This is a genomic window from Methylobacterium sp. BI1, from assembly GCF_056680125.1.
The window spans coordinates 462,046-484,820 of record NZ_CM155267.1; the positions used below are offsets into that span (position 1 = coordinate 462,046).

Annotated in this window: 18 protein-coding genes; 13 read left to right on the top strand and 5 right to left on the bottom strand. The window is 69.5% G+C overall.

The window, feature by feature from the left end:
• Window positions 1-61 precede the first annotated feature (61 nt).
• A complete protein-coding gene (locus tag AC1MGR_RS02235) occupies window positions 62-214 on the bottom strand; it encodes a histidine kinase (protein WP_108037080.1) in 153 nt (50 codons plus the stop codon).
• 235 nt (window positions 215-449) lie between these two features.
• Between AC1MGR_RS02235 and AC1MGR_RS02240 the strand changes: the two genes are divergently transcribed.
• From AC1MGR_RS02240 to AC1MGR_RS02260, 5 genes are all read left to right on the top strand, one after another.
• A complete protein-coding gene (locus AC1MGR_RS02240) occupies window positions 450-1,094 on the top strand; it encodes a shikimate kinase (protein ID WP_108037154.1) in 645 nt (214 codons plus the stop codon).
• Window positions 1,091-2,209, top strand: coding sequence for a 3-dehydroquinate synthase (gene aroB, locus AC1MGR_RS02245; RefSeq protein WP_108037078.1), 1,119 nt, complete (start codon window positions 1,091-1,093; stop codon window positions 2,207-2,209). The genes AC1MGR_RS02240 and aroB overlap by 4 nt, the downstream gene beginning before the upstream one ends.
• A complete protein-coding gene (locus tag AC1MGR_RS02250; RefSeq protein WP_480233512.1) occupies window positions 2,206-5,076 on the top strand; it encodes a PAS domain S-box protein in 2,871 nt (956 codons plus the stop codon). The genes aroB and AC1MGR_RS02250 overlap by 4 nt, the downstream gene beginning before the upstream one ends.
• A gap of 65 nt (window positions 5,077-5,141) precedes the next feature.
• Entirely contained in the window at window positions 5,142-6,437 is a 1,296-nt protein-coding gene (locus AC1MGR_RS02255; protein WP_108037076.1) for an HlyC/CorC family transporter, read from the top strand.
• A gap of 151 nt (window positions 6,438-6,588) precedes the next feature.
• Window positions 6,589-7,764 (top strand): GGDEF domain-containing protein, encoded by a 1,176-nt coding sequence (locus tag AC1MGR_RS02260; protein WP_480233513.1) that lies wholly within the window; start codon window positions 6,589-6,591, stop codon window positions 7,762-7,764.
• Between the two features lie 20 nt (window positions 7,765-7,784).
• On the opposite strand, the gene AC1MGR_RS02265 is transcribed toward AC1MGR_RS02260, so the two are convergent.
• Window positions 7,785-8,675, bottom strand: coding sequence for a peptidylprolyl isomerase (locus AC1MGR_RS02265; RefSeq protein ID WP_480234911.1), 891 nt, complete (start codon window positions 8,673-8,675; stop codon window positions 7,785-7,787).
• A 646-nt stretch (window positions 8,676-9,321) separates the two neighbouring features.
• Between AC1MGR_RS02265 and secA the strand changes: the two genes are divergently transcribed.
• The 4 genes from secA (at window position 9,322) to AC1MGR_RS02285 (ending at window position 14,021) form a co-directional block, all read left to right on the top strand.
• Complete coding sequence (gene secA, locus AC1MGR_RS02270; protein WP_480233514.1) at window positions 9,322-12,216, top strand: preprotein translocase subunit SecA; 2,895 nt, start codon at window positions 9,322-9,324, stop codon at window positions 12,214-12,216.
• Window positions 12,217-12,218: 2 nt separating this feature from the next.
• The gene (locus AC1MGR_RS02275) at window positions 12,219-12,626 is read left to right on the top strand and encodes a GNAT family N-acetyltransferase (RefSeq protein WP_480233515.1); all 408 of its coding nucleotides are present in this window, start codon (window positions 12,219-12,221) and stop codon (window positions 12,624-12,626) included.
• A 192-nt stretch (window positions 12,627-12,818) separates the two neighbouring features.
• Complete coding sequence (locus AC1MGR_RS02280) at window positions 12,819-13,577, top strand: cell wall hydrolase (protein WP_480233516.1); 759 nt, start codon at window positions 12,819-12,821, stop codon at window positions 13,575-13,577.
• 144 nt (window positions 13,578-13,721) lie between these two features.
• Entirely contained in the window at window positions 13,722-14,021 is a 300-nt protein-coding gene (locus tag AC1MGR_RS02285; protein WP_480233517.1) for a hypothetical protein, read from the top strand.
• Between the two features lie 87 nt (window positions 14,022-14,108).
• On the opposite strand, the gene AC1MGR_RS02290 is transcribed toward AC1MGR_RS02285, so the two are convergent.
• Complete coding sequence (locus AC1MGR_RS02290) at window positions 14,109-16,061, bottom strand: potassium transporter Kup (protein ID WP_108037065.1); 1,953 nt, start codon at window positions 16,059-16,061, stop codon at window positions 14,109-14,111.
• Window positions 16,062-16,266: 205 nt separating this feature from the next.
• Window positions 16,267-17,574, bottom strand: a complete 1,308-nt coding sequence (gene ispG, locus AC1MGR_RS02295; protein ID WP_108037063.1) for a flavodoxin-dependent (E)-4-hydroxy-3-methylbut-2-enyl-diphosphate synthase — start codon at window positions 17,572-17,574, stop codon at window positions 16,267-16,269.
• A gap of 353 nt (window positions 17,575-17,927) precedes the next feature.
• Here ispG and AC1MGR_RS02300 point away from each other — a divergent pair, with 353 nt between their 5' ends.
• The 4 genes from AC1MGR_RS02300 (at window position 17,928) to AC1MGR_RS02315 (ending at window position 21,742) form a co-directional block, all read left to right on the top strand.
• Window positions 17,928-19,040, top strand: coding sequence for a patatin-like phospholipase family protein (locus AC1MGR_RS02300; protein ID WP_108037061.1), 1,113 nt, complete (start codon window positions 17,928-17,930; stop codon window positions 19,038-19,040).
• A gap of 57 nt (window positions 19,041-19,097) precedes the next feature.
• The gene (locus AC1MGR_RS02305) at window positions 19,098-19,718 is read left to right on the top strand and encodes a sigma-70 family RNA polymerase sigma factor (RefSeq protein WP_480233518.1); all 621 of its coding nucleotides are present in this window, start codon (window positions 19,098-19,100) and stop codon (window positions 19,716-19,718) included.
• A gap of 111 nt (window positions 19,719-19,829) precedes the next feature.
• Entirely contained in the window at window positions 19,830-20,624 is a 795-nt protein-coding gene (locus AC1MGR_RS02310; protein WP_480233519.1) for an anti-sigma factor family protein, read from the top strand.
• Window positions 20,625-20,881: 257 nt separating this feature from the next.
• Window positions 20,882-21,742, top strand: coding sequence for an acid phosphatase (locus tag AC1MGR_RS02315; protein WP_480233520.1), 861 nt, complete (start codon window positions 20,882-20,884; stop codon window positions 21,740-21,742).
• A gap of 245 nt (window positions 21,743-21,987) precedes the next feature.
• Here the strand turns inward: AC1MGR_RS02315 and AC1MGR_RS02320 are convergent, their stop codons facing one another.
• Complete coding sequence (locus AC1MGR_RS02320) at window positions 21,988-22,737, bottom strand: TerC family protein (protein ID WP_108037055.1); 750 nt, start codon at window positions 22,735-22,737, stop codon at window positions 21,988-21,990.
• Window positions 22,738-22,775 lie beyond the last annotated feature (38 nt).

A 22,775-nucleotide genomic window follows, 5' to 3' on the forward strand; every position in this document is an offset into this window, starting at 1 on the left:
GCAGGAATCTCGTTCGCGGAGATCTCGGCCGTCCGGTTTGGAAGAAGGGTCGGTGCCCGCGTCACCGGTTCGGCGGCTGGAGCTTCGCGGCGGGGATGGTCACGCTCATCTCGCGCGGCGTCGGCACCACGAAGGTCGCCAGCGCGAACATCCCCGCGAAGGCGAGCCCGGCCAGGATGGCGAGGGTGGCGAGGAAACGGAACAGGGTCGGCACTCGGACGAACCTCGATCGTGCGGCGCTGGGGACGTGAGCGCGCCTCGGGGGCCAGATGGCTTCAGGAGCCGGATGTGGCTGACGACAAGCTTGGGGTTGCATCACGGGCCGGCGCCGATGGCAATGACTTCGCGGCCACAGGCAGCGCGCCATTCCGGTGCGCGCCCCGTCCCGGGTGCTTCGCCCCCACCGGAAAACGCGCTAAGACCCGCCCAACGATGTGTAGATGTCCGTGATGACCGAAGTCCCTCCTCAGGGCGGCGTGCCGCCCCCGGGTGAACCGCCGGATGCCGCCGCCGGCGCGCCGATCGAACTGCGTCTCCGCCGGGCCCTCGGGCACCGGTCGATCGTGCTCGTCGGTCTCATGGGGGCCGGCAAGAGCACCGTCGGCCGGCGCCTGGCCACGCGCCTTGGCCTGATGTTCAAGGATGCCGACAACGAGATCGAGACGGCGGCCAAGCTCACGATTCCGGATATCTTCGCGATCTACGGCGAGCCGAGCTTTCGCGATGGCGAGGAGCGGGTCATCGCGCGCCTGATGCGGGAAGGGCCCCTGGTGCTCGCCACCGGCGGCGGCGCCTTCATGCGCGAGACCACCCGCGCCCGCATCGCCGAGGGCGGCGTTTCGATCTGGCTGAAGGCCGAGCTCGACGTGCTGATGCGCCGGGTGCGCAAGCGCGGCGGGCGCCCGCTCCTCCAGACCGAGGATCCGGAGGAGACCCTGCGCCAGCTCATGGCCCAGCGCCATCCGGTCTACGCCACCGCCGACGTGGAGGTGATCTCCCGCGACGTCGCCCACGACCGGGTCGTGCAGGACGTCATGGAAGCCCTCGACGCCTATCTGAACCGCCCCTCGCAGACCGGGATCGCAGCCCAGTGACCGACCGCCTCACCGTGGCCGTGCCCCTCGACCAGGGGCGCGCCTACGACATCCTGATCGGGCGCGGCCTCCTCGACGAGGCCGGCCGGCACGTGGCCGCCCTCGGGGCGAAGGCGGCGGTGATCGTCTCCGACACCAACGTGGCCGCCCTCTACGGCGCGCGCCTGCAGGACGGCCTCGCGGCGGCCGGCCTGCGCTCGGGTCTCGTCACCGTGGCCCCGGGCGAGGCCTCGAAATCCTACGCCACCTACGCGGCCGTCTGCGACGGGCTCCTCGCCCACAAGGTCGAGCGCAACGACCTCGTGGTGGCCCTCGGCGGCGGCGTCGTGGGCGACCTCGCGGGCTTTGCGGCCGCCACCCTGCGCCGCGGCGTACGCTTCGTGCAGGCGCCGACCAGCCTCCTCGCCCAGGTCGATTCCTCGGTCGGCGGCAAGACCGGGATCAACTCGCCCCACGGCAAGAACCTCATCGGCGCCTTCCACCAGCCCCGCCTGGTGCTCGCCGACACCGCCACCCTCGATACCCTGTCGGCGCGGGAGATGCGGGCGGGCTATGCCGAGGTGGCCAAGTACGGCCTCATCAACGACGCCGCCTTCTTCGACTGGTGCGAGGCGCACTGGGCCGGCATCTTCGCGGGCGGGCCTGAGCGCGACGAGGCGGTCGCGATCTGCTGCCGGTCCAAGGCCGGGGTGGTGGTGCGCGACGAGCGCGAGGACGGCGAGCGCGCCCTGCTCAACCTTGGCCACACCTTCGCGCACGCCCTGGAGCGCCTGACCGGCTACGAGTCCGCCCGCCTCGTCCACGGCGAGGCGGTGGCGATCGGGCTGGCTCTGGCCTTCCGCTTCTCCGCCCGCCTCGGCCTGTGCCCCGGCCAGGATGCCGGCCGGGTCGCCAACCACCTTGCGCTCGCCGGCCTGCCGACCCGGCTCCAGGCGGTGCCAGGCGGCTGCGGCGACGCCGACGCCCTCGTGGCGGCGATGGCGCAGGACAAGAAGGTCCGTGACGGCGCGCTGACCTTCATCCTGGCGCGGGGCATCGGCCAGAGCTTCATCGCGCCGGGCATCGACGGCGCCGAGGTCCGCGCCTTCCTGAATGCCGAGCTGAGCGCCGCTTGAGCGAGTCCGGGACCGAGAGCCTGCACTGCCGCATCGCCGCGCTGGAGGCCGAGGTCGCCCGCCTGCGCGGCACGCCGGCGGGACAGCGCGAGGCGGAGCTGCGCCTCATCACCGACGCCCTGCCGGTGCTGGTGGCCTATCTCGACCGCGACTACACCTACCGGTTCAACAATCGCCACTACGAGACCTGGTTCGGGCGCGGCGTCGAGACCCTGGTCGGCCGCCATGCCCGCGAGGTGATCGGCCCCGAGATCTTCGCGCAGCGCCGCTCCGACATGGACCGGGCCCTGGCCGGCGAGACCATCGCCCGGGACGGCGTCCTGCCGGACAGCTGCGGTCGGCTCCGGACCTGCGCCATCCAGTACATCCCCCGCCGAAACGAGGCCGGCGCGGTGGAGGGATTCTTCGTCCTCGCCATCGACGTCGAGGAGCGCCGCGCCGCCGAGGCCCGGCGGATCGCGGTGGCCGAACTCGGCGACCGCCTGCGCGACCTCGACGACACCGCCGCCATCGCGTACGCGGCCGCGGAAATCCTCGGCACCACCCTCGGCGTCAGCCGGGCCGGCTACGGCACCATCGACCCGGTGGCCGAGACCATCCTGATCGAGCGCGACTGGAACGCCCCCGGCATCCGGAGCCTCGCCGGAACCCTGCACTTCCGCGATTACGGCTCCTACATCGAGGATCTGAAGCGCGGCGAGACCGTGATCTGCGGCGATGCCGAGGCGGACCCGCGCACCGCCGCCGGTGCCGAGGCCCTGAAGGCGATCAGCGCGCATTCCTTCGTCAACATGCCGCTGACCGAGCACGGCGGCTTCGTGGCGCTCCTCTATCTCAATCACGCCACCGCCCGGTCCTGGTCGCCCGAAGAGCTCGCCTTCATGCGCAACGTCGCCGAGCGCGTGCGGGCGGCCACCGAGCGCAGCCGCGCGACCTCCGCGCGACGGGCGAGCGACGCGCAGTTCCACGCCTTCGCGCAGGCGGTCCCGATCCATGTCTGGGCGGCCTCCGCCACCGGCGCCCTCGATTGGTTCAACGCCGCCTGCGCCGCCTATTGCGGCCCCGCCCTCGATGGCGTCCGCGGCGCGGCCTGGGCCGCCCTCGTCCACGCCGCGGACCGCGCGGCGGTGGAAGCCTGGGAGTCCTGCCTCGCAGAGGGTCGGCCCTACGCGGGCGAGTTCCGCATCCGCCGCCACGACGGCGCCCATCGCTGGTTCCTGGTGCGGGCCGAGCCGATCCGGGCGGCCGACGGCACCATCCTGCGCTGGGTCGGCACCAATACCGACATCGACGACCAGAAGGCCGCCGGCGCCGAGCTGGCGCGCCTGAACGCCAGCCTGGAGCGCCAGGTCGAGCGTCGCACCCGCGAGCGCGACCGCATCTGGGAGACCACCACCGACCTGATGGGGACCGCCGGGCTCGACGGCTACCTCAAGACCATCAATCCGGCCTGGGGCCGCACCCTCGGCTGGGACGACGCCGAACTGCTCGGCCGGCCCTTCGCGGTGCTGATCGATCCGGCCGACCATGCCGAGACGGCGGAGGTGGTCCGCCGTCTCGCGCGGGGCGAGACCGTGACCGGCTTCGTCGACCGCGTCTTCACGAAGGCGGGCGAGCGGCGCACGGTGATGTGGACCGCGGCGCCCGACGGCGAGACCTTCACCATCATCGGACGCGACATCACCGACCAGCGCCGGACCGAAGAGGCCCTGCGCCAAGCGCAGAAGATGGAGGCGGTGGGCCAGCTCACCGGCGGGCTGGCCCATGACTTCAACAACCTGCTCACGGGAATCTCCGGCAGCCTCGAACTGCTCCAGGCCCGGATGGCGCAGGGTCGGGTCACCGACCTCGATCGCTACATCAACGCGGCGCAGGGCGCGGCCAAGCGCGCCGCCGCCCTGACGCACCGCCTGCTCGCCTTCTCGCGCCGGCAGACCCTCGCCCCCAGGCCCACCAGCGTGAACGGCCTCATCGCCGGCATGGAGGAGCTGGTGCGCCGCACGGTGGGGCCGGCGGTGACCATCGAGGTGGTCGGCGCAGCCGGGCTCTGGACTGCCCTGGTCGATCCGAACCAGCTTGAGAACGCCCTCCTGAACCTGTGCATCAACGCCCGCGATGCCATGCCGGAGGGCGGCCGCATCACCATCGAGACCGCCAACAAGTGGCTCGACGTCCGCGCCGCCCGCGAGCGCGACCTGGAGCCGGGGCAGTTCCTCTCCCTCTGCGTCACCGACACCGGCACTGGCATGACGCCGGAGGTGATCGCCCGGGCCTTCGACCCGTTCTTTACGACGAAGCCCTTGGGCGAGGGCACGGGCCTCGGCCTGTCGATGATCTACGGCTTCGCCCGCCAGTCGGGGGGGCAGGTGCGGATCTATTCCGAGGTCGGCCAGGGCACAACGGTGTGCCTCTACCTGCCCCGTCACTACGGGGAGGCGGAGGCCCGCGACGGCGAGGCCGACCTCGCGCACGCCCCCCGGGCCGAGCAGGGCCAGACCGTGCTCATCGTCGACGACGAGCCCACGGTGCGGATGCTCGTGACGGAGGTGCTGGAGGATCTCGGCTACACCGCCATCGAGGCGGCGGACGGGGCAGCCGGTCTCAAGGTGCTCGAATCCGACGTGCGGCTCGATCTCCTGGTGACGGATGTCGGCCTGCCCGGCGGCATGAACGGCCGCCAGATGGCCGATGCGGGCCGGGTCGTGCGCCCAGGCCTGAAGGTGCTGTTCATCACCGGCTACGCCGAGAACGCCGTGCTCGGCAACGGCTACCTCGAACCCGGCATGCAGGTGCTGACCAAGCCCTTCGTGATGGAGGCGCTCGCCGGGCGGATCAAGGACCTCATCGCCGGGACCCAAGAGGCGTGAACGGCCCGGCCCGCGCCGTGGTAATCACCGGCTGGACCTGACGACATCCTCCGGCATCGGCACGCATGGAACCCCATACCGATCTCTGGCTGGCCGCGAGCATCGTGGCGATCTCGCTCCTGCTCTCGGCCTTCTTCGCCGGCGCGGAGACCGCCTTCACGGCGGCGTCCCGGGCCCGCATGCTGGCCCTGGAGAATGCCGGCGACGTGCGAGCGCGCCTCGTCAACGCCATCCTGGCGAGCCGCGAGCGCTTCATCGGCGCCATGCTCATCGGCTACAACATCGTGGCGATCGGCGCCTCGGCCTTCACCACCAGCGTGCTCACCACCCTCTTCGGCAAGAGCGGCGTCCTCTACGCCACCGGGGTGATGTCGGTCCTGGTCATCATCTTCGCCGAGGTGCTGCCCAAGACCCTCGCGATCAACAAGCCGGACAGCGCCGCCCTGGTCATGGCCCGGCCGGTGGCCTTCGCGGTGGCCCTGCTCGGGCCGGCGGCGCTCGCCATCGAGGCCTTGGTCCGCGCCATGCTCCGGCCCTTCGGGGTCCGGATCGGCGAGCGCCAGACCATCCTCTCCGCCACCGACGAGATCCGCGGCCAGGTCGCCCTGCTGCATCGGGAGGGCGGGGTCGCCAAGGCCGAGCGCGACATGCTCGGCGGTCTCCTCGACCTGTCCGACCTCACCGTCTCGGAGGTGATGGTCCACCGCACCAAGATGCGGATCATCGATGCCGACCTGCCCTCGGAGGAGATCGTGCGCGCGGTGCTGGCCTCGCCCTACACGCGCATGCCCCTCTGGCGTGGCACGACGGAGAACATCGTCGGCGTGCTGCATGCCAAGGATCTCCTGCGGGCGCTGGACGCCGCCGGCGGCGACGCGTCCGGTCTCAAGGTCGAGGCCCTGGCACTGGAGACCTGGTTCGTGCCGGACACCACCTCCCTGCGCGACCAGCTGAAGGCCTTCCTCACCAAGAAGACGCACTTCGCCCTGGTGGTCGACGAGTACGGCGAGGTGATGGGCCTCGTGACCCTGGAGGATATTCTCGAGGAGATCGTGGGCGATATCGCCGACGAGCACGACGTCACCGTCTCCGGCGTGCGGCCCCAGGGCGACGGCTCGGTACAGGCCGACGGGAGCGTGCCGATCCGCGACCTCAACCGGGCGATGGACTGGGACCTGCCCGACGACGAGGCCACCACCATCGCGGGCCTCGTCATCCACGAGGCCCGGGCGATTCCCGACACCGGCACCGCCTTCAACTTCCACGGCTTCCGCTTCCAGGTCCTGCGCAAGGCCCGCAACCGGATCACCGCCCTTCGGATCACGCCGCTCGGTCCCGGTCCGCGTAAAGTGGAGCCATGACAGCGTTCCGTCTGCCAAGCTGGCGATGGGCGGCGGACGTCCAGATCTGGGTAACCATGATCGCATAGGATAGATTCGGACGCCGGTCGGCTGTCCCGACGAGGCGAGCGGCTTCTGGTCATCGAACGAGCGAGGGGGGCGGAACGGATCGATGCTGCTCGATGCCTCGACTCTCCTGCTCGTGACCGTGATCCTGACCTTCATGGTCGGAAGCCTGTTCCTTCTGTCCTGGAGCCAGGCCCGCCACGTCCACGCCCTGGCGATCTGGGGCGTCGCCCACATCACCGGCGCGGTGGCCTCGGCCCTGCTGTCCCTGCGCGGGATCATCCCGGATTGGGTCTCGATCGGGGTCGCGAACGGCGTGATGATCGGCGCCTACGGCCTGATCTGGACCGGGACCCGCGCGTTCGAGGGGCGGCGCGCACGCTTCGTGCCGATCGCGCTGGCGATCGGGCTGTGGGGGGCGAGCTGCCTGGTCCCGGCCTTCTTCGCCTCGATTCCCGCCCGGGTGATGTTGGCCTCGAGTCTCGCCGGAGGCTTCTGCCTGCTGGCCGCTCGCGAGATCTGGCGGGCCCGGGCCGAGCCCCTGGTGTCGCGCTATCCCGGCGTCGCCCTGCTGCTGTCCTACACCTTCGCCTACTGGATCCGCGTGCCCCTCGCGATCGTCGCACCGCCGCAGACCGTCCCGAACCCGCTGCAGACGCCCTGGCTGACCATCCTGTGTCTCGCCGGCATGCTCTTCACCCTGGCGATTGCCTTCGTGTTCATGTCGCTGACGAAGGAGCGCGCGGAGCGCCTGCAGCGGCTCGCCGCCGACACCGACGCGCTGACCGGCATCCTCAGCCGGCGCGCCTTCGTGGCCCGGGCCGAGGCTGCGCTGGGGAAGGGCGGTGCCATCACCCTGCTCCTGTTCGACCTGGATCACTTCAAGCGGATCAACGACCGGCACGGCCACGCGGTGGGCGATGGCGTCCTCGTCGGCTTCTGCCACATCGTGTCGGCGCTGCTGCCGGGCACGGCACTGTTCGGTCGGATGGGCGGCGAGGAGTTCGCCTGCCTCCTGCGTGGACTGACCCCGGAGGAGGCCCTGGCCAAGGCCGAGTTTCTGCGCCGCGCCGTGGCCCGGATCGCCGTGCCGGAACTGCCGCATCTGGCGATCGGCGTTAGTGTCGGCCTGGCTGGGCCCGAGGAGAGCTCCGACGCCCTGGCGCCGGATCGCCGGCTCGATGCCCTGCTGAGTCGCGCGGATGCCGCACTCTACCGGGCCAAGCGCAACGGGCGCGGGCGGACCGAGCCCGCACCGCACCCGCTGCGCCGAGTCGCCTGAGGCAAGTCGCTTGAGGCGGGTTACGGTGCCTTCTGCGCTGGGGCGGGCGCCACGGCCGGAGCGGCCGCCGTGCGCTCGATCTTGGCCCCCTCGCGCAGCTTCAGGATCAGGTCCTGCTGCGCCTTGCGGGTGAGGTACTGGTCCACCTGCTCCTTCATCTCGTCGAAGGTCGGGACCGGCTTGGTGCGCTTTTCCTCGAGCTTGATCACGTGCCAGCCGAACTGGGTCTTGACCGGATCGGAGACCTGCCCCGGGCTCATCTTGAAGGCGGCCTCGGCGAAGGGGGCGACCATGCGCTCCTTGGTGAACCAGCCGAGATCACCGCCCTCGGTCTTCGAGCCGGGATCCTTCGACACCTCGGCCGCGACTCGGGCGAAGTCCTCGCCACCCTTGATGCGTGCAGCGATCTTCTTGGCCTCGTCCTCGCTCTCCACGAGGATGTGGCGGGCATGCACCTCCTCCTCGGGCTTCATCGCCTTGACGGTCTGGTCGTAGAGGGCCTTGGCGGCCTCCGGCGTCGCCGCCTTCTTGGCCTCGCGCTCCAGGTACTCGTCGAGGAGAAGCTTGTCCTTGAAGTAGGCGAGCTTGCGCTGGAAGTCCGGCGAATCACCGATCTTGGCGGTTTCCGCCGCCTGAGCCCCGACCTTGAGGTCGATCATGTAGTCGACGAGGAGGGACTTCTTCTGGGCATCGTCGACGCCCGGGAGGGAGAGGGCGGGATCCTCGGCCGCGATGGCGAGGTCCCCCGCGGTGATCGGCGCCCCGTTCACCTTCGCCACCACGGTCTCGGGAGCGACCGGTGTGGCCGGAGCCGCTGGTGTGGCTGGCGCTGCCGCCGGTGCCTGCGCCCGGGCCGCAGCCAGCGGCAGGCCGAGGGCCAGGGCGACGGCGCCCGTGCGCAGGAGGCCCATGCGCAGGCGGCCGGGGTGCGAAAGGGACTTGATCATCGTCATGGAGGCGTCCTTGGGAGCGCCGCCCACGTCCCGGCACCGGGCCGGTCGGAGGTCGTCGCAGGGGGCGGTCGAGCGAGGTGCGGCCGGGGGCCGCGGATTTGCCGCGTCATCAGGTGGCGCGTGCACCCCCCGATGGCAAGCACGGCCGCAGCGTCAGGCGGTCGAATCCGGGGCCCGTTCGCCGCGCCCGTGATGGGCTCGCACACCGTTCCCCTCGCGTTGCCGCGACCAGTGCGTGAGACGATCACGATGCGGGGAGAGCCCTGGGGCGGCCCGGACGCGCGCCTGCATCCTTCGCCCGGATCCTCCTTATGGTGCCCGCGGCCGTAGGCCCCGGCACCGGATTCGGCCAATCGGGATTGCGCGGGCGAATCACGCCGCGGATCGAAACGCGGCGCCTCTGCGTTGGGCGGGTCAAAGCCGGCTCAGCGCCCGTCCGGGCGTGCGGTCGCTTGGCGTCCTCCGCTCGACCCACGCCGACCCGCCCCACCCCTGACCCCGGTGTGGACGCGGGCCGGCTCTTTCGGATGCGCCGGCCCGTGTTTACCTCTATAAGCCCGGCCAACATTCGCCTTCAGACTTTTCGATCGACCGTAGGTTCACGATGCTCGGTGCCCTCGCCAAGAAGATTTTCGGCTCGTCCAACGACCGGCGCGTGAAGGGCTATCGTCCCCGTGTGGCCGAGATCAACGCGCTGGAGCCGCAGGTCGCCGCGCTCTCGGACGACGATCTGCGCGCCCGGACCGTGATGCTGAAGGCCGAGCTCGCCGCCGGCAAGACCCTCGACGACATCCTCGTGCCCGCCTTCGCCACCGTGCGCGAGGCCGCCAAGCGCGTGCTCGGCCAGCGCCACTTCGACGTGCAGCTCATCGGCGGCATGGTACTGCACGAGAGCGGCATCGCCGAGATGCGCACAGGCGAGGGCAAGACCCTGGTGGCGACCCTGCCGGTCTATCTCAACGCCCTCTCGGGCCTCGGCGTCCACGTCGTCACCGTGAACGACTACCTCGCCGCCCGCGACGCGGAGTGGATGGGCCGGGTCTACCGTTTCCTCGGCCTCACCGTCGGCACCATCGTGCACGGCCTCGACGACGAGCAGCGCAAGACGGCCTACGCCGCCGACATCACCTACGGCACCAACAACGAGTTCGGGTTCGACTACCTGCGCGACAACATGAAGTACGAGCTCAGCCAGCTCTCGCAGCGGGGCCACAACTACGCGATCGTCGACGAGGTCGACTCGATCCTGATCGACGAGGCCCGCACCCCGCTCATCATCTCCGGCCCGGTGGACGACCGTTCCGAGCTTTACGTCTCGGTCGATGCCCTGATGCCCCACCTGGAGCGCGAGCATTACGACCTCGACGAGAAGCAGCGCACGGTCTCGCTGACCGAGAGCGGCAACGAGTTCGTCGAGGACCTCCTGCGCGGGGCCGACCTCCTCAAGGAGGGCGACCTCTACGACGCGCACAACGTTTCGCTGGTCCACCACGTGAACCTGGCGCTGCGCGCCCATACCCTGTTCACCCTGGACAAGGACTACATCGTCAAGAACGACGAGGTGGTGATCATCGACGAGTTCACCGGTCGCATGATGCAGGGCCGGCGCTACTCGGAGGGCTTGCACCAGGCCCTGGAGGCCAAGGAGCGGGTGACGATCCAGCCCGAGAACCAGACGCTGGCGTCGATCACCTTCCAGAACTACTTCCGCCTCTATTCCAAGCTCGCCGGCATGACGGGCACCGCCTCGACCGAGGCGGACGAATTCGCTGAGATCTACAAGCTCGAAGTCGTCGACATCCCGACCAACAAGGCGGTCGAGCGCGTCGACGAGGACGACGAGGTCTACCGGACGGTGGGCGAGAAGTACGACGGCATCATCGCCGAGATCGAGAAGGCGCATGCGCGCCACCAGCCGATCCTGGTCGGCACCGGTTCGATCGAGAAGTCGCAGCATCTGGCCGAGATGCTGGTCAAGGCGGGCTTCCGCCAGCTCGACTACTCGGATCCCAACGCCCTGACCGACGTCTATGCTGCCGCCCGCGAGGGCCGCGTGACCAAGCGCTTCGCCGTGCTGAACGCCCGTTTCCACGAGCAGGAGGCTTACATCGTCGCCGAGGCCGGCGTGCCTGGCGCCATCACCATCGCGACCAACATGGCCGGCCGCGGCACCGACATCAAACTCGGCGGCAACGTCGAGATGCGGGTGGAGAAGGAACTCGCGGGCCTGCCCGAGGGGCCGGAGCGCGACGCGAAGATCGAGGCCATCAAGGCCGAGATCGCCGAGAACCGCGACAAGGTGCTGGCCTCTGGCGAGCCGGCCGATCCAGCCGCAGGCCGCAAGGTCGCCCTGCCGGGCGGTCTCTACATCATCGGCACCGAGCGCCACGAATCCCGCCGCATCGACAACCAGCTGCGCGGCCGCTCCGGCCGCCAGGGCGATCCCGGCCGCTCGAAGTTCTACCTGTCGCTCCAGGACGACCTGATGCGGATCTTCGGGTCCGACCGGATGGATGGCATGCTGACCCGCCTCGGCCTGGAGCAGGGCGAGGCGATCATCCATCCCTGGATCAACAAGGCCATCGAGAAGGCGCAGCAGAAGGTCGAGGCGCGCAACTTCGACATGCGCAAGAACGTCCTCAAGTACGACAACGTCATGAACGACCAGCGCAAGGTCGTGTTCGAGCAGCGCCGTGACTTCATGGGCCAGGAGAGCGTGCGCGAGACCGTGGACGAGATGCGCCACGGCGTCGTCGACGACCTCGTGGCCGTGCACGTCCCCGAGAACGCCTATGCCGAGCAGTGGGACATCGAAGGCCTGCGCGAGCGGGTCCAGACGGTGCTCAACCTCGACGTTCCGGTGGAGGACTGGGCCAAGGAGGAGGGCATCGCCGACGAGGAGATGCGCGACCGCCTGCGACAGGCTGCCGACGAGGCCTATGTCCGGCGCACCGAGAAGAACACGCCGGAGGTGATGACCTATGTCGAGAAGCAGGTGCTCCTGCAGACCCTCGACCATCTCTGGCGCGAGCACCTCGTCACCCTCGACCACCTGCGCCAGGTGGTGGGCTGGCGGGGCGTCGCCCAGCGCGATCCTCTCAACGAGTACAAGTCCGAGGCGTTCGAGCTCTTCAACAGCTTGGTTGCCGCCCTGCGCGAGCAGGTGACGCAACAGCTCTCGCGCATCGAGATCATGTACGAGGAGCCGTCCGCCGAGGGCGCCGACAACCTCTTCGCCCAGCCCGGCCTGCCCCCGATGTTCGCCCAGCATCTCGACCCCGTCACCGGCGAGAACGAGATGGCCGGTATCGGGTCCGGCAGCGACGGCGGCGCAGGTCCTGCCTACGGCTACGCCGCGCGCGAGATGGCCACGGACACCGCCGTCCTCGAGCGCAACCCGGACGATTCGTCCACCTGGGGCCGGGTCGGGCGCAACGAGCCGTGCCCCTGCGGCTCGGGCAAGAAGTACAAGCACTGCCACGGGACGCTGACGGCCTGAGGGTGCCGGAGGTCGTCTACGGCGTCGAGCCGGAGCTCGACGCGGCGGCGTTCCGCCGCGTCCTGATCGAATCGGGCCTCGCCCCGCGCCGACCGGTCGACGACCTGTCGCGCCTCGCCCGGATGCTGGCGCAGGCCGACCTCGTCGTCACCGCCCGGCGGGATGGCGACCTCGTTGGAATCGCGCGCACGCTCACCGATTTCGTGTTCTGCGCCTATCTCTCGGACCTTGCGGTGAGCCGCTCCGCGCAGGGGTTCGGAATCGGCCAGGGCCTCATCGCCGCCACTCGCGTGGCGGTCGGGCCGCAGGCCTCGCTCCTGCTGACGGCCGCCCCCGGAGCCGTCACCTTCTACGATCGGATCGGGATGCCGCGGGTGGCGGACGCCTTCCGCTACGACCGCGAGGCCTGAGCCGCCGCCTCGAAATCGCCGCCCCTGCCCAGAAACGAACCCATTTGGTGGTCAAGCCATATGGATACGCTTGAGGGAGTGGAGCGAGGCGGCATGCAGGAAACCCGATCGGCGACGACGCTGCCTCTCCTTGGTCTCCTCTTGGCCCTTCCCAGTCTCGGTGGTTGCAATACCTATGCGGGTGCACCCACGATGACGGGTTCGACGCTCGCGGCCAAGCCGGTGTCTGTTACCGATGAGGAGCGCGACTGTCTCGGTCGGGCAATGTACTTCGAGTCGAATCGCAGCGATGCCGAAGGCCTGCTCGCCGTCGGCACGGTGGTGATGAACCGGCTGGAGGCCGCCGCCTTCCCGAATGGCGGGATCTGTGCCGTGGTCGGTCAGCCCCGGCAATTCGCCCCTGGCGTCCTGACGAAGAAGATGGACGAGAAGAGCCTGCTGAAGGTCGCCGAGGTGACGGACGCAGTCCTCGACGGCCAGCGCCACCCCAAGGTCGGCCGGGCCATGTACTTCCACACCGCCGGCCTGCGCTTTCCCTACAACAACATGCACTACGTGGCGGTGGCCGGCGGCAATGCCTTCTACGAGAAGCGCAAGCCGGGTGCCGTCGAGCAGGCCGAGCCGCCCGCACCTGCCACTGCGCTGGCCTTCGCGTCCGCAGACGCTCCCCCGGCGCCGACGATGCCGGTGGTCGCGGCTCCGGCTTCCACCGCGGCCGCCTCCACCCCCGTCCCGGTCGAGACCACGCGCGCTCACGCGACGATTCCGGCTCCCTCGGCGCCGGATCATCGTGCGGCTCCGGTCCATACGGCCCGGGCCGTCGCCAACGAGAAGCCCGCAGTGGCGGCCAAGGCGCCGAAGTCCGCCCGCAGCCGTGTCGCCCTGACGCCGGCCGCCCTGGCTCCAGAGCCGCTGATCCCGCCGCCCGTGCTCAACCTGCCGAGGCCCTGAGCGACACCAATGCCACCGGATCGCAGCGCCGACCGACCCCGATGCCCGTCGGGTTCCAGCGTCCTGCGTGCCGCTTTCGGTCGCGGGGACCGGCGGGGCCGCCACCCTATCTGGTGTCGTGCCTCCCCCACGCCGTAGGTCTTCATGAACATGCTTCGGTCGGTCGCCCATATCGCAACGGCGTGCATGCGCGCGACCGTCCAGGCGCTCACCAGGGGATTCGATGCGTTGACGGGCCCGGTCGGACGCCTGAACGATCGCGTCGAGGCTCACCTGCTGGATCAGACATCCCGGCTCAGGGCCTATTACGCCGGTTCCGCGCATCGGCGGGCCGCGCCGCTGCCCAACCTCGACGGCCCCCTCGACCTGGCGCTGCGTGGGGGAATCCGCGAACCCGCATCGGGCCGACCGGCGGGGGCGCCGGAGCCGGCCGCCCTGGCCTGAGCCGGATGCCTCCCTGCGAAGGCCCCTGATCCACGCAGCGCAGGGTGTCTCTCGCCCGGATACCGGGAAACCCGCGCGCTGCGGCTCCTACACGGTCACCTGGGTCCCGACCTCGACCACGCGGCCGGTGGGGATCTGGAAGAAGTCCGTGGCATCGTTGGCGTTCTTGGCCAGGGTGATGAAGATTCGGTCCTGCCACAGGGGCATGCCCGAATGGGCTGCCGGGCGGATCGAGCGCCGCGACAGGAAGAACGACGTCGCCATGATATCGAACTTGAAGCCCTGCTTGCGCAGCAGCGTCAAAGTCCGGGGGATATTCGGCGTCTCCATGTAGCCGAACTTCATCACGACCTTGTGGAAGTGCGGGCCGATCGGCTCGATGTGGATGCGGTCGGCCTCCGCGGCCCGGGGCGTGTCCACGGTCTCCACGGTAAGCACGACGTTCTTCTCGTGCAGCACCTTGTTGTGCTTGAGGTTGTGGAGCAGGGCAGCGGGCGCGATGTAGGGGTCGCTCGTAAGGAACACGGCCGTGCCGCGGACGTGATGCGGCGGGCTCTTCTCCAGCATGCTGACAAGCTCGGTCAGCGGCACGTCGGTCTTGCGGGTCTTGTTGATCAGGATGCCGACGCCGCGCACCCAGGTCCACATCATGATGATCAGGGCGCCCGCGAAGAGCAGGGGCACGTAGCCGCCCTCGAAGACCTTCAGCATGTTCGACAGCAGGAACAGGAACTCGACGGCCGCGAAGGGCAGGATCGCGAGGCCGGCGGCCCAGGGCGACCACTTCCAGGTCTTCCACAGCACCAAGAAGGCGAGGCTGGCGGTGATCAGCATCGTGCCCGTCACGGCGATGCCGTAGGCGGAGGCCAGGGCCGCCGAGGAGCGGAACAGCACGGCCAGGATCACGACGCCGACCATCAGCAGGGCGTTGATCTGCGGCAGGTAGATCTGGCCCGAATGCGATTCGGAGGTGTGGCGGATCTCGAGGCGTGGCAGCAGGCCGAGCTGGATCGCCTGGCGCGACAAGGAAAACGCGCCCGTGATGACGGCCTGGCTCGCCGTGACGGTGGCGGCGGTGGCGAGAAGCACCATCGGCAGCAGGCCCCATTCGGGCACGAGCTGGAAGAACGGATCGGTGGTGTCGGGCTTCGACAGCACCAGGGCCGCCTGTCCGAAGTAGTTCAGCACGAGGCAGGGTCCGACGAGGCCGAGCCAGGCGATCTGGATCGGGCGGCGGCCGAAATGCCCGAGATCGGCGAACAGCGCTTCCGCGCCCGTCACCGCGAGGAACACCGCACCCAGGGCCACCAGGGCCCCGGTGCCGTGCCCCAGAAGATAGTGGACAGCGTAGTACGGGTTCAGCGCCCAGAACACGTCGGTGTTGGCGATGATGTGGGGCAGGGCGGCCAGCGCCATCGCGGCGAACCACACCGCCATGATCGGCCCGAAGAAGGCCGCGACCTTGCTGGTGCCCCGCACCTGGATGAGGAATAGCGGCACGATGATCGCGATGGTGATCGGCAGCACGTAGGCGTCGAAGGCCGGGGTGACGAGCTTCAGACCCTCCACGGCCGAGAGCACCGAGATCGCCGGCGTGATGATGGCGTCGCCGTAGAACAGCGAGGCGCCGAGCAGGCCGAACATGAAGACCACGCGCGAGCCGCCGAGCGCGGTCCGGGCGAGCGCCATCAGCGAAAGGATCCCCCCCTCGCCGTTGTTGTCCATCCGCATCAGGATGACGACGTACTTGATGGTGACGATGAGGACGAGCGCCCACAGGATCAGAGAGGCGACGCCCAGAACCTCCTCGCGCAGCAGGATGCCGTCGGCGCGTGCGGAGACCAGGGCCTCGCGGAAGGCGTAGAGCGGGCTCGTCCCGATATCGCCGTAAACCACGCCGATGGAGCCGAGGACCAGGGTCCAGAGGCTCGCCGGTGCATGGGCGCGCGCGGTCTCGGCGGCTCCATCGGCCACGGGAGGCGGGCTGCCGGCTCCCTCGGGTTTGGCAGCGGGCGCGCTCGAAGGGGCGGTCTGCGTCATTCGGCTCGATCGAGACTCGTTGCGAGCCCGACGTCTCGCGGCGTGGTGCTCAGACCGCGCGCGGGAACACCGGGGCCGGTCCCGACGGCGTCGGGCGGCGGGGGACGGTTGCGTTCACGCTATCATGCGGCGCAGCATGCGAGAACGGCAACCTCACCGAAGGTCGCCGTTCCGTGGCAGCGGCTCACGCCGTCGTAGCCGATCGTTACTCGGCGGCGGTGCGGGCACCGGAGCCGAAGCGGCGCTCGATGTAGTCGGTGACCACCGTCTCGAAATCCTTGGCCAGGGTCGGTCCACGCAGGGTCATGGCCTTCTTGCCGTCGATGAAGACCGGCGCGGTCGGGGTCTCGCCGGTGCCCGGCAGTGAGATGCCGATGTCGGCGTGCTTCGATTCGCCGGGCCCGTTCACGATGCAGCCCATCACCGCGACGTTGAGGCCTTCGACGCCTGGATAGGCCTTCTTCCATTCCGGCATCGAGTTGACGATCCAGCTCTGGATGTCGCGGGCGAGTTCCTGGAACGTGGTCGAGGTGGTGCGGCCGCAGCCCGGGCAGGCGGCGACGAGGGGCACGAAGGTGCGGAAGCCCATGGTCTGCAGGAGTTCCTGCGCGGCCTTCACCTCCACGGTGCGGTCGCCGCCCGGCTCGGGGGTCAGCGAGTAGCGGATCGTGTCACCGATGCCTTCCTGCAGGAGAACGCCGATGGCGGCGGAGGCCGCGACCAGGCCCTTCGAGCCCATGCCCGCCTCGGTGAGGCCGAGATGGATGGCGAAGTCCGAGCGACGCGCCACCTCACGGTAGACCGCGATGAGGTCCTGCACCGCCGAGACCTTGGCCGACAGGATGATCTTGTCCTTGGACAGGCCCAGCTCGACGGCGCGCTCGGCCGAGGTGAGGGCCGATTGCACCATGGCCTCGCGCATCACCGCACGGGCATCGATCGGCCGGGGCGAGCGGGCGTTCTCGTCCATCAGGTGGGTGAGGAGGGCCTCGTCGAGGGAGCCCCAGTTGGCACCGATGCGCACGGTCTTGTTGTAGCGGATCGCCTGCTCGATGATGGTCGAGAACTGCGTGTCCTTCTTCTCCTTGAAGCCGACATTGCCCGGATTGATCCGGTACTTGGCCAGCGCCTCGGCGCAGGCCGGATGGTCGGAGAGGAGCTTGTGGCCGATGTAGTGAAAGTCTCCCACCAGCGGCACGTGCACGCCGATGCGATCCAGGCGCTCGCGGATCTTCGGCACGGCGGCGGCCGCCTCGTCCCGGTCGACGGTGATGCGCACGAGTTCGGAGCCGGCGCGGGCGAGCTGAGCCACCTGGGCCACCGTGCCGTCGATGTCGGCGGTGTCGGTATTGGTCATCGACTGGACGACGATCGGCGCGCCGCCGCCCACCGTGACCGCGCCCTCACCGGATCCGATGGTGACGCCGACCGTGCGGTGCCGTGGGCTCGGGCCGGCGATCTCGGGGCCGGTGCCGCTGATCGGGTTGACGGGGGTCGCGTCCATGATGTCCATCGTTGACTGTGCGCTCCGAGGAACGTCCGCCGGCGACCGGGAGCCGCCGACCGGGCCGGTTCGGACCGGGGGCGGCGTTCCGATGCCGCAAACTCTATGCCCTCGATCGTTTAGCTGAGATGACGGCGGGCGGGCGTCAAGTCCGCTGCGTCACCGGGCATTCCGGACGGCACAGCGAACGCGCTGATCGTATTCGACCTCTCCCATGTCCCATCCGGGCGGCGATGTCGAGTTTCCGGACCGGTCCGGGTGGCAGGGCTGCGTCTCGGACAGGGAACCGCTGCTTCTTCCCGCCTGTTTGTGGCCTTGCGGCACCATATATTGCGCTGCAGCATGAATGTCAGGAGATCCGCATGCTTGATCCGTATCAGGAGCCGACGGTCGATTCGCTCATCGACGTTCCGGTCGAACGGGACCTGCGGATGCAGCCTGCCGCCAAGACCCGCGTGATGGCGGGACCGGGCGCGGAGAAGACCGTCGCCCTCGCGCTCCAGGGCGGCGGCGCGCACGGTGCCTTCACCTGGGGCGTGCTCGATGCGCTGATCGAGGACGGACGCCTCGGTTTCGAGGCGATCACCGGAGCCAGTGCCGGGGCGATGAACGCCGTGGTGATGGTCGACGGCTGGCTTGAGGACGGACCCGAGGGCGCTCGCCGGGCCCTGGAGCGCTTCTGGCGCGAGGTCAGCCTCGACGGCGACTTCTGGCCGGCCCAGCGCCGTGCTTTCAGCGGTTTGTTCGAGTTCTGGTCGAACAATCCGATCGCGGAGTTCTGGAGCCGGGCCCTGAAGACCAGCCCGTACACGTCGAACCCGCTGAACTACAATCCGCTCCGCAAGGTGTTGGCCGCCCAGGTGGATTTCGAACGCCTGCGCGCCGCCGAGACCGCGGCGGTGTTCGTCTCCGCCACCAATGTCTGGACGGGCAAGCTCGCGGTGTTCGAGCGCGAGGCGCTGAACGTCGATCACCTCATGGCCTCCGCCTGCCTGCCGACGGTGTTCCAGGCCGTGGAGATCGACGGCGTGCCCTACTGGGATGGCGGCTATCTCGGCAACCCGCCGCTCTATCCCCTCTACCGCGGGGCCGAGACCCGCGACATCGTCCTGGTGCAGATCAACCCCGTGGAGCGCCGCGAGACCCCGCGCACGCCGCAGGAGATCCAGGACCGGCTCAACGAGATCACCTTCAACGCGAACCTGATGCGCGAGCTGCGCGCGATCGACTTCGTCGACCACCTCATCGCCGAGGGCGTGCTCGGCCGGGGCGAGTACCAGTCGCAGTACGTCCACCGCATCGACGGCACCGGGGCCCTCGACGAGTACCAGGCCTCCTCACGCCTCGATGCCCGCTGGCGGGTGTTCGAGCGCCTGCGGGACAAGGGCCGCGGCGCGGCGCAGGCCTGGATCGCCGAGAACTACGAACAGATCGGCCGGACCTGCACCCTCGATCTGGAGGCGACCTACCGCTGATGCGGTTCCGCACGCTGCCGCTGGATTAAGACCACCGGTTCGTGCGTTGATGCTCTTATGACGACCGAACCGAACCGGCCCGGCCCCACCGCCATCGTCGACCTGCTCGTGCCCCTCCGGCGCTACGCGCGGGCCCTGACACGCGATACGCTGCGGGCCGACGACCTCGTGCACGATGCCCTGGTGCGGGCACTGGAATCAGGCCAGGCGGCGCGTCCGAACACCAACCTGCGCACCTGGATGATGACGGTGCTGCACAACGTCTTCATCGACGAGCAGCGCCGGAAACGGGTCGAGGCCCGCCATGCCGATACGCTCGTGCAGATGAGCGAGGAGATGGCGCCTCCCGCTCAGGAGGCGCAGGTCCGCCTCGCGCAGATCCGGCGCGCGTTTCTCACGCTGCCGGAAGAACAGCGTGCCGCCCTTCACCTCGTGACCCTGGAAGGCATGGCCTATGCCGATGCGGCGGCCGTCCTCGGCATCCCCATCGGTACGCTGATGTCGCGCCTCGGCCGAGGCCGCGCTGCCCTGCGGGCCTTCGAGGAAGGCGAGCGTCAGGGGGGCGGCGTCGCCGGACGGCGCCAACGCCTCGCGACCGAGCGGCCGCGCCTGCGCCTCGTCGCCCAGGACGCGGACGATGCCTCGCTCCGGACGGGCCGCGCCGTCGGCGACACCTGAGACGTTTCCGAAGACCGGGACGGAGCGCCATAGACAGGCCGATCCGTCCTCAGCGCGGCCGGGACTCCTCGTCCGGGGACGCGCCCCCTGTATCCGACCGGAGCCGACGCCATGGACCAGACCGCGATGATCGATCCGATCACAGAGAATGACCTCACCGCTTTCGTGGACGGACAGCTCGACGGCATGCGCCGCCTCGACGTGGAAGCGCACCTGGCGCGCAACCCCGAGACCGCCGCGCAGATCATGGCCGAGTTGCACGACCGCGACGCGCTGCGGCAGGCCTTCGCCATCCTTCCCGGGCCCGGACCGGAGCGCAACCGGGCCGCTGCGCGGCGCCTGGACCGGACCCTGGCCTGGCGCCGCTTCGGTGACCGCCTGCGTCGGGCCGCGGTGATCGCGCTCCTCGTCGGCACCGGCTGGCTGGCCCACTCCGACGGACCCTTCCTCGGCGTGCCGGACACGTTCGCCTCCCCCGTCGATCCGGCCCTCGTGGCCGATGCCCGTCACGCGCGCGAGGCGGCGCAGGTCCGCGCCCGCATCGCCGCGCAGCGGGGCGATCAGGCTCAGGCCTATGATCGCGCCGGCATTGCCGCCGCCACCGGCATCGCGTTGCCCGATCTGCCGACGGACTGGACGGTACGCGACGTGCAGATCGTTCCGGCCCGTAATGGCACCGGCATCGAGGTGATGATCGACGCCGGCAAGCTCGGCGAGGTCTCCCTGTTCGCCACCCGCAGCCTCGACGGCCACGTCGCGCCGAGCGAAGTCACGAGCCCCGGCGACGGCGAGACCGCCTATTGGACCGCCGGCCACTCGGCCTACGCCCTCAGCGGAGGGCACGACCATGCGGGCCTCGAATCCGCGGCGCGCGACCTCGCCGGTCGGACAGCGACGAAGCTCTGATCGATCGTTGCGCCGCCCCGGCGCCAGAATTGCCAGGTTCTAGCGACGCGCCGTCCGCCCGGCGCGTCGCTCTGTTGCGGGGTTGCAGAACGAACACGCGAGGCCATTCCTCTCGTCGAACGTTATCCGAGAGTCGGAAAGAAACAGCGCAGGCAATTTCGTCAGCGTTCAGACGAGCCGTGCCATAGGCCTGTTGTATAGAAGTCCTATACTCCAGTGGCACCTGCTCTGTGCTGACCTCTGACGCCGAGACGCCGATGGCCCGCCTGCTCCAGACACTCATGTTCCTCGCCGCCCTGCCGGTGGGGATCACCTCTTCGGCGGTTCGGGCGGAGGAGGCCGCGCAGAAGCCGACCTCGGCCCCTGCCGTCGGTGTCACGCCCCTGACCCCCGGCAAGGCAGCCCGGGCACCCTACCTCTCCGAGGCGCAAGCGCCCGACACCGTCGCGATCCTCGGGGCCCCGCCGCGGGGCCAGTCGGCGGCTGAAGCGGCGGACAAGGCCGCGTTCGTCGCCACTCGGGCCCTCAAGGGAACGCCGCGCTGGACCCTGGCTACCACCGATGTGGCCGACGGCGCCTCGGCAATCCTCGACGATTTCGCCTGCGTCATCGGCCAGCGCATCGAGCAGTCCCGAGCGCCCGCCCTGATGACCCTCCTGGAACGCGCGCGCCTCGACATCGCCCAGGCGACGCGCGGTCCGAAGCTGCACTACCGGCGCCTACGTCCCTTCGTCGGCAACGATGCGGAGATCTGCGTGATGCGGACCTCAGACCTCGGCAATGCGTTCAGTTTCCCGTCGAGCCATGCGACCCAGGCCTGGACCTACGCGGCGATCATGGCGGCCCTGATGCCCGAGAAGGCGACGCAGTTCTTCGTCCGTGCCCGTTCCTACGGCGAGAGCCGCATCGTCTGTGGTCTGCACTGGGCCAGCGACATCGAGGCTGGGCGCACGGCTGGCAGCGCTGTCTTCGCAGCCCTGCAGGGCGATGCCGGTTTCCGGACCGATCTGGACAAGGCGCGCGTCGAGCTCGGCAAGCTCAGGTCCGCCGGTGGTCCCGCCCCGGACCAAGCCGTCTGTGCCCGTGAGGAAGCCGCTGCCCGCGAGCCGATCCTGTAGGGAATCCCTTCTCCGTCGAGATCGATCTTTCCAAGGGCTGAGCCCGCCCAACTTGGGCGTCCGCTGACGAAGCATGTCGGTGCATGACGCAACTGGTCTCCTCGAACAGCGGGCGACCAGCCCTCCCGGCACGACCGCTCCGGCGACTGCGCGGATGCCATGAGGACCCGGCGAAACCCCGGCCCGGCCAATGGTAGGGCCGGGTCGGTTCGCCGGTTTTCCCGTGAAACGTTAACGATGTTTCCTCAGGACCTGGTCACCGTTCCGGTCGATGCCCGCCGGCGCCGACGTGCCAGCATGTTGAGCCCCTCCACGCCGGCCGAGAACGCCATCGCGGTATAGATGTAGCCCTTGGGCACATGCGCACCGAACCCTTCGGCGATCAAGGTCATGCCGATCATGATGAGGAAGCCCAGGGCCAGCATCACCACGGTCGGGTTGGCGGCGATGAAGCGCGACAGCGGATCCGCGGCGAGCAGCATCACGGTCACGGCGGTCACGACGGCGATTACCATGATGGGCACGTGCTCCGTCATGCCCACCGCCGTGATGATGCTGTCGATGGAGAAGACGAGGTCGAGGACGAGGATCTGACCAATGGCCGCGGCGAAGCCGAGCCGCACGGCGCTGCTCCCGGGCGTCTCCGGCTCCGGGTCGACGGTGTGGTGGATCTCCTTCGTGGCCTTCCACAGCAGGAACAGGCCGCCGGCGATGAGGATAAGGTCGCGCCAGGAGAAGCCTTTGCCGAACACCTCGAAGACGGGCTGCGTCAACGCGACGATGTACGCGATGGTGGCGAGAAGGCCGAGTCGCAGGATCAGCGCGAGGCCGATGCCGATGCGCCGTGCCTTCTGCTGGTGCTCGGGCGGAAGCTTGTTGGTCAGGATCGAGATGAAAATGAGGTTGTCGATGCCGAGCACGACCTCCATCACCACCAGGGTGGCGAGAGCCGCCCAGGCAGTGGGGTCGCTGGCGAGTTGAAGCAGGCTGTCCACAATGGCCTCGTCGCGTCAGTCAGGGCCGCTCCCCCGAA

What these genes read in the sequence shown, in the direction of transcription:
- AC1MGR_RS02255 (WP_108037076.1), top strand. Translation starts at nt 5,142, where the DNA reads ATGGAACCCCATACCGATCTCTGGCTGGCCGCGAGCATCGTGGCGATC.
- ispG (WP_108037063.1), bottom strand. Translation starts at nt 17,574, where the DNA reads ATGGACATCATGGACGCGACCCCCGTCAACCCGATCAGCGGCACCGGC.
- AC1MGR_RS02285 (WP_480233517.1), top strand. Translation starts at nt 13,722, where the DNA reads ATGAACATGCTTCGGTCGGTCGCCCATATCGCAACGGCGTGCATGCGC.
- AC1MGR_RS02290 (WP_108037065.1), bottom strand. Translation starts at nt 16,061, where the DNA reads ATGACGCAGACCGCCCCTTCGAGCGCGCCCGCTGCCAAACCCGAGGGA.
- AC1MGR_RS02315 (WP_480233520.1), top strand. Translation starts at nt 20,882, where the DNA reads ATGGCCCGCCTGCTCCAGACACTCATGTTCCTCGCCGCCCTGCCGGTG.
- AC1MGR_RS02305 (WP_480233518.1), top strand. Translation starts at nt 19,098, where the DNA reads ATGACGACCGAACCGAACCGGCCCGGCCCCACCGCCATCGTCGACCTG.
- secA (WP_480233514.1), top strand. Translation starts at nt 9,322, where the DNA reads ATGCTCGGTGCCCTCGCCAAGAAGATTTTCGGCTCGTCCAACGACCGG.
- AC1MGR_RS02280 (WP_480233516.1), top strand. Translation starts at nt 12,819, where the DNA reads ATGACGGGTTCGACGCTCGCGGCCAAGCCGGTGTCTGTTACCGATGAG.
- AC1MGR_RS02300 (WP_108037061.1), top strand. Translation starts at nt 17,928, where the DNA reads ATGCTTGATCCGTATCAGGAGCCGACGGTCGATTCGCTCATCGACGTT.
- AC1MGR_RS02265 (WP_480234911.1), bottom strand. Translation starts at nt 8,675, where the DNA reads ATGGGCCTCCTGCGCACGGGCGCCGTCGCCCTGGCCCTCGGCCTGCCG.
- AC1MGR_RS02310 (WP_480233519.1), top strand. Translation starts at nt 19,830, where the DNA reads ATGGACCAGACCGCGATGATCGATCCGATCACAGAGAATGACCTCACC.
- AC1MGR_RS02240 (WP_108037154.1), top strand. Translation starts at nt 450, where the DNA reads ATGACCGAAGTCCCTCCTCAGGGCGGCGTGCCGCCCCCGGGTGAACCG.
- AC1MGR_RS02260 (WP_480233513.1), top strand. Translation starts at nt 6,589, where the DNA reads ATGCTGCTCGATGCCTCGACTCTCCTGCTCGTGACCGTGATCCTGACC.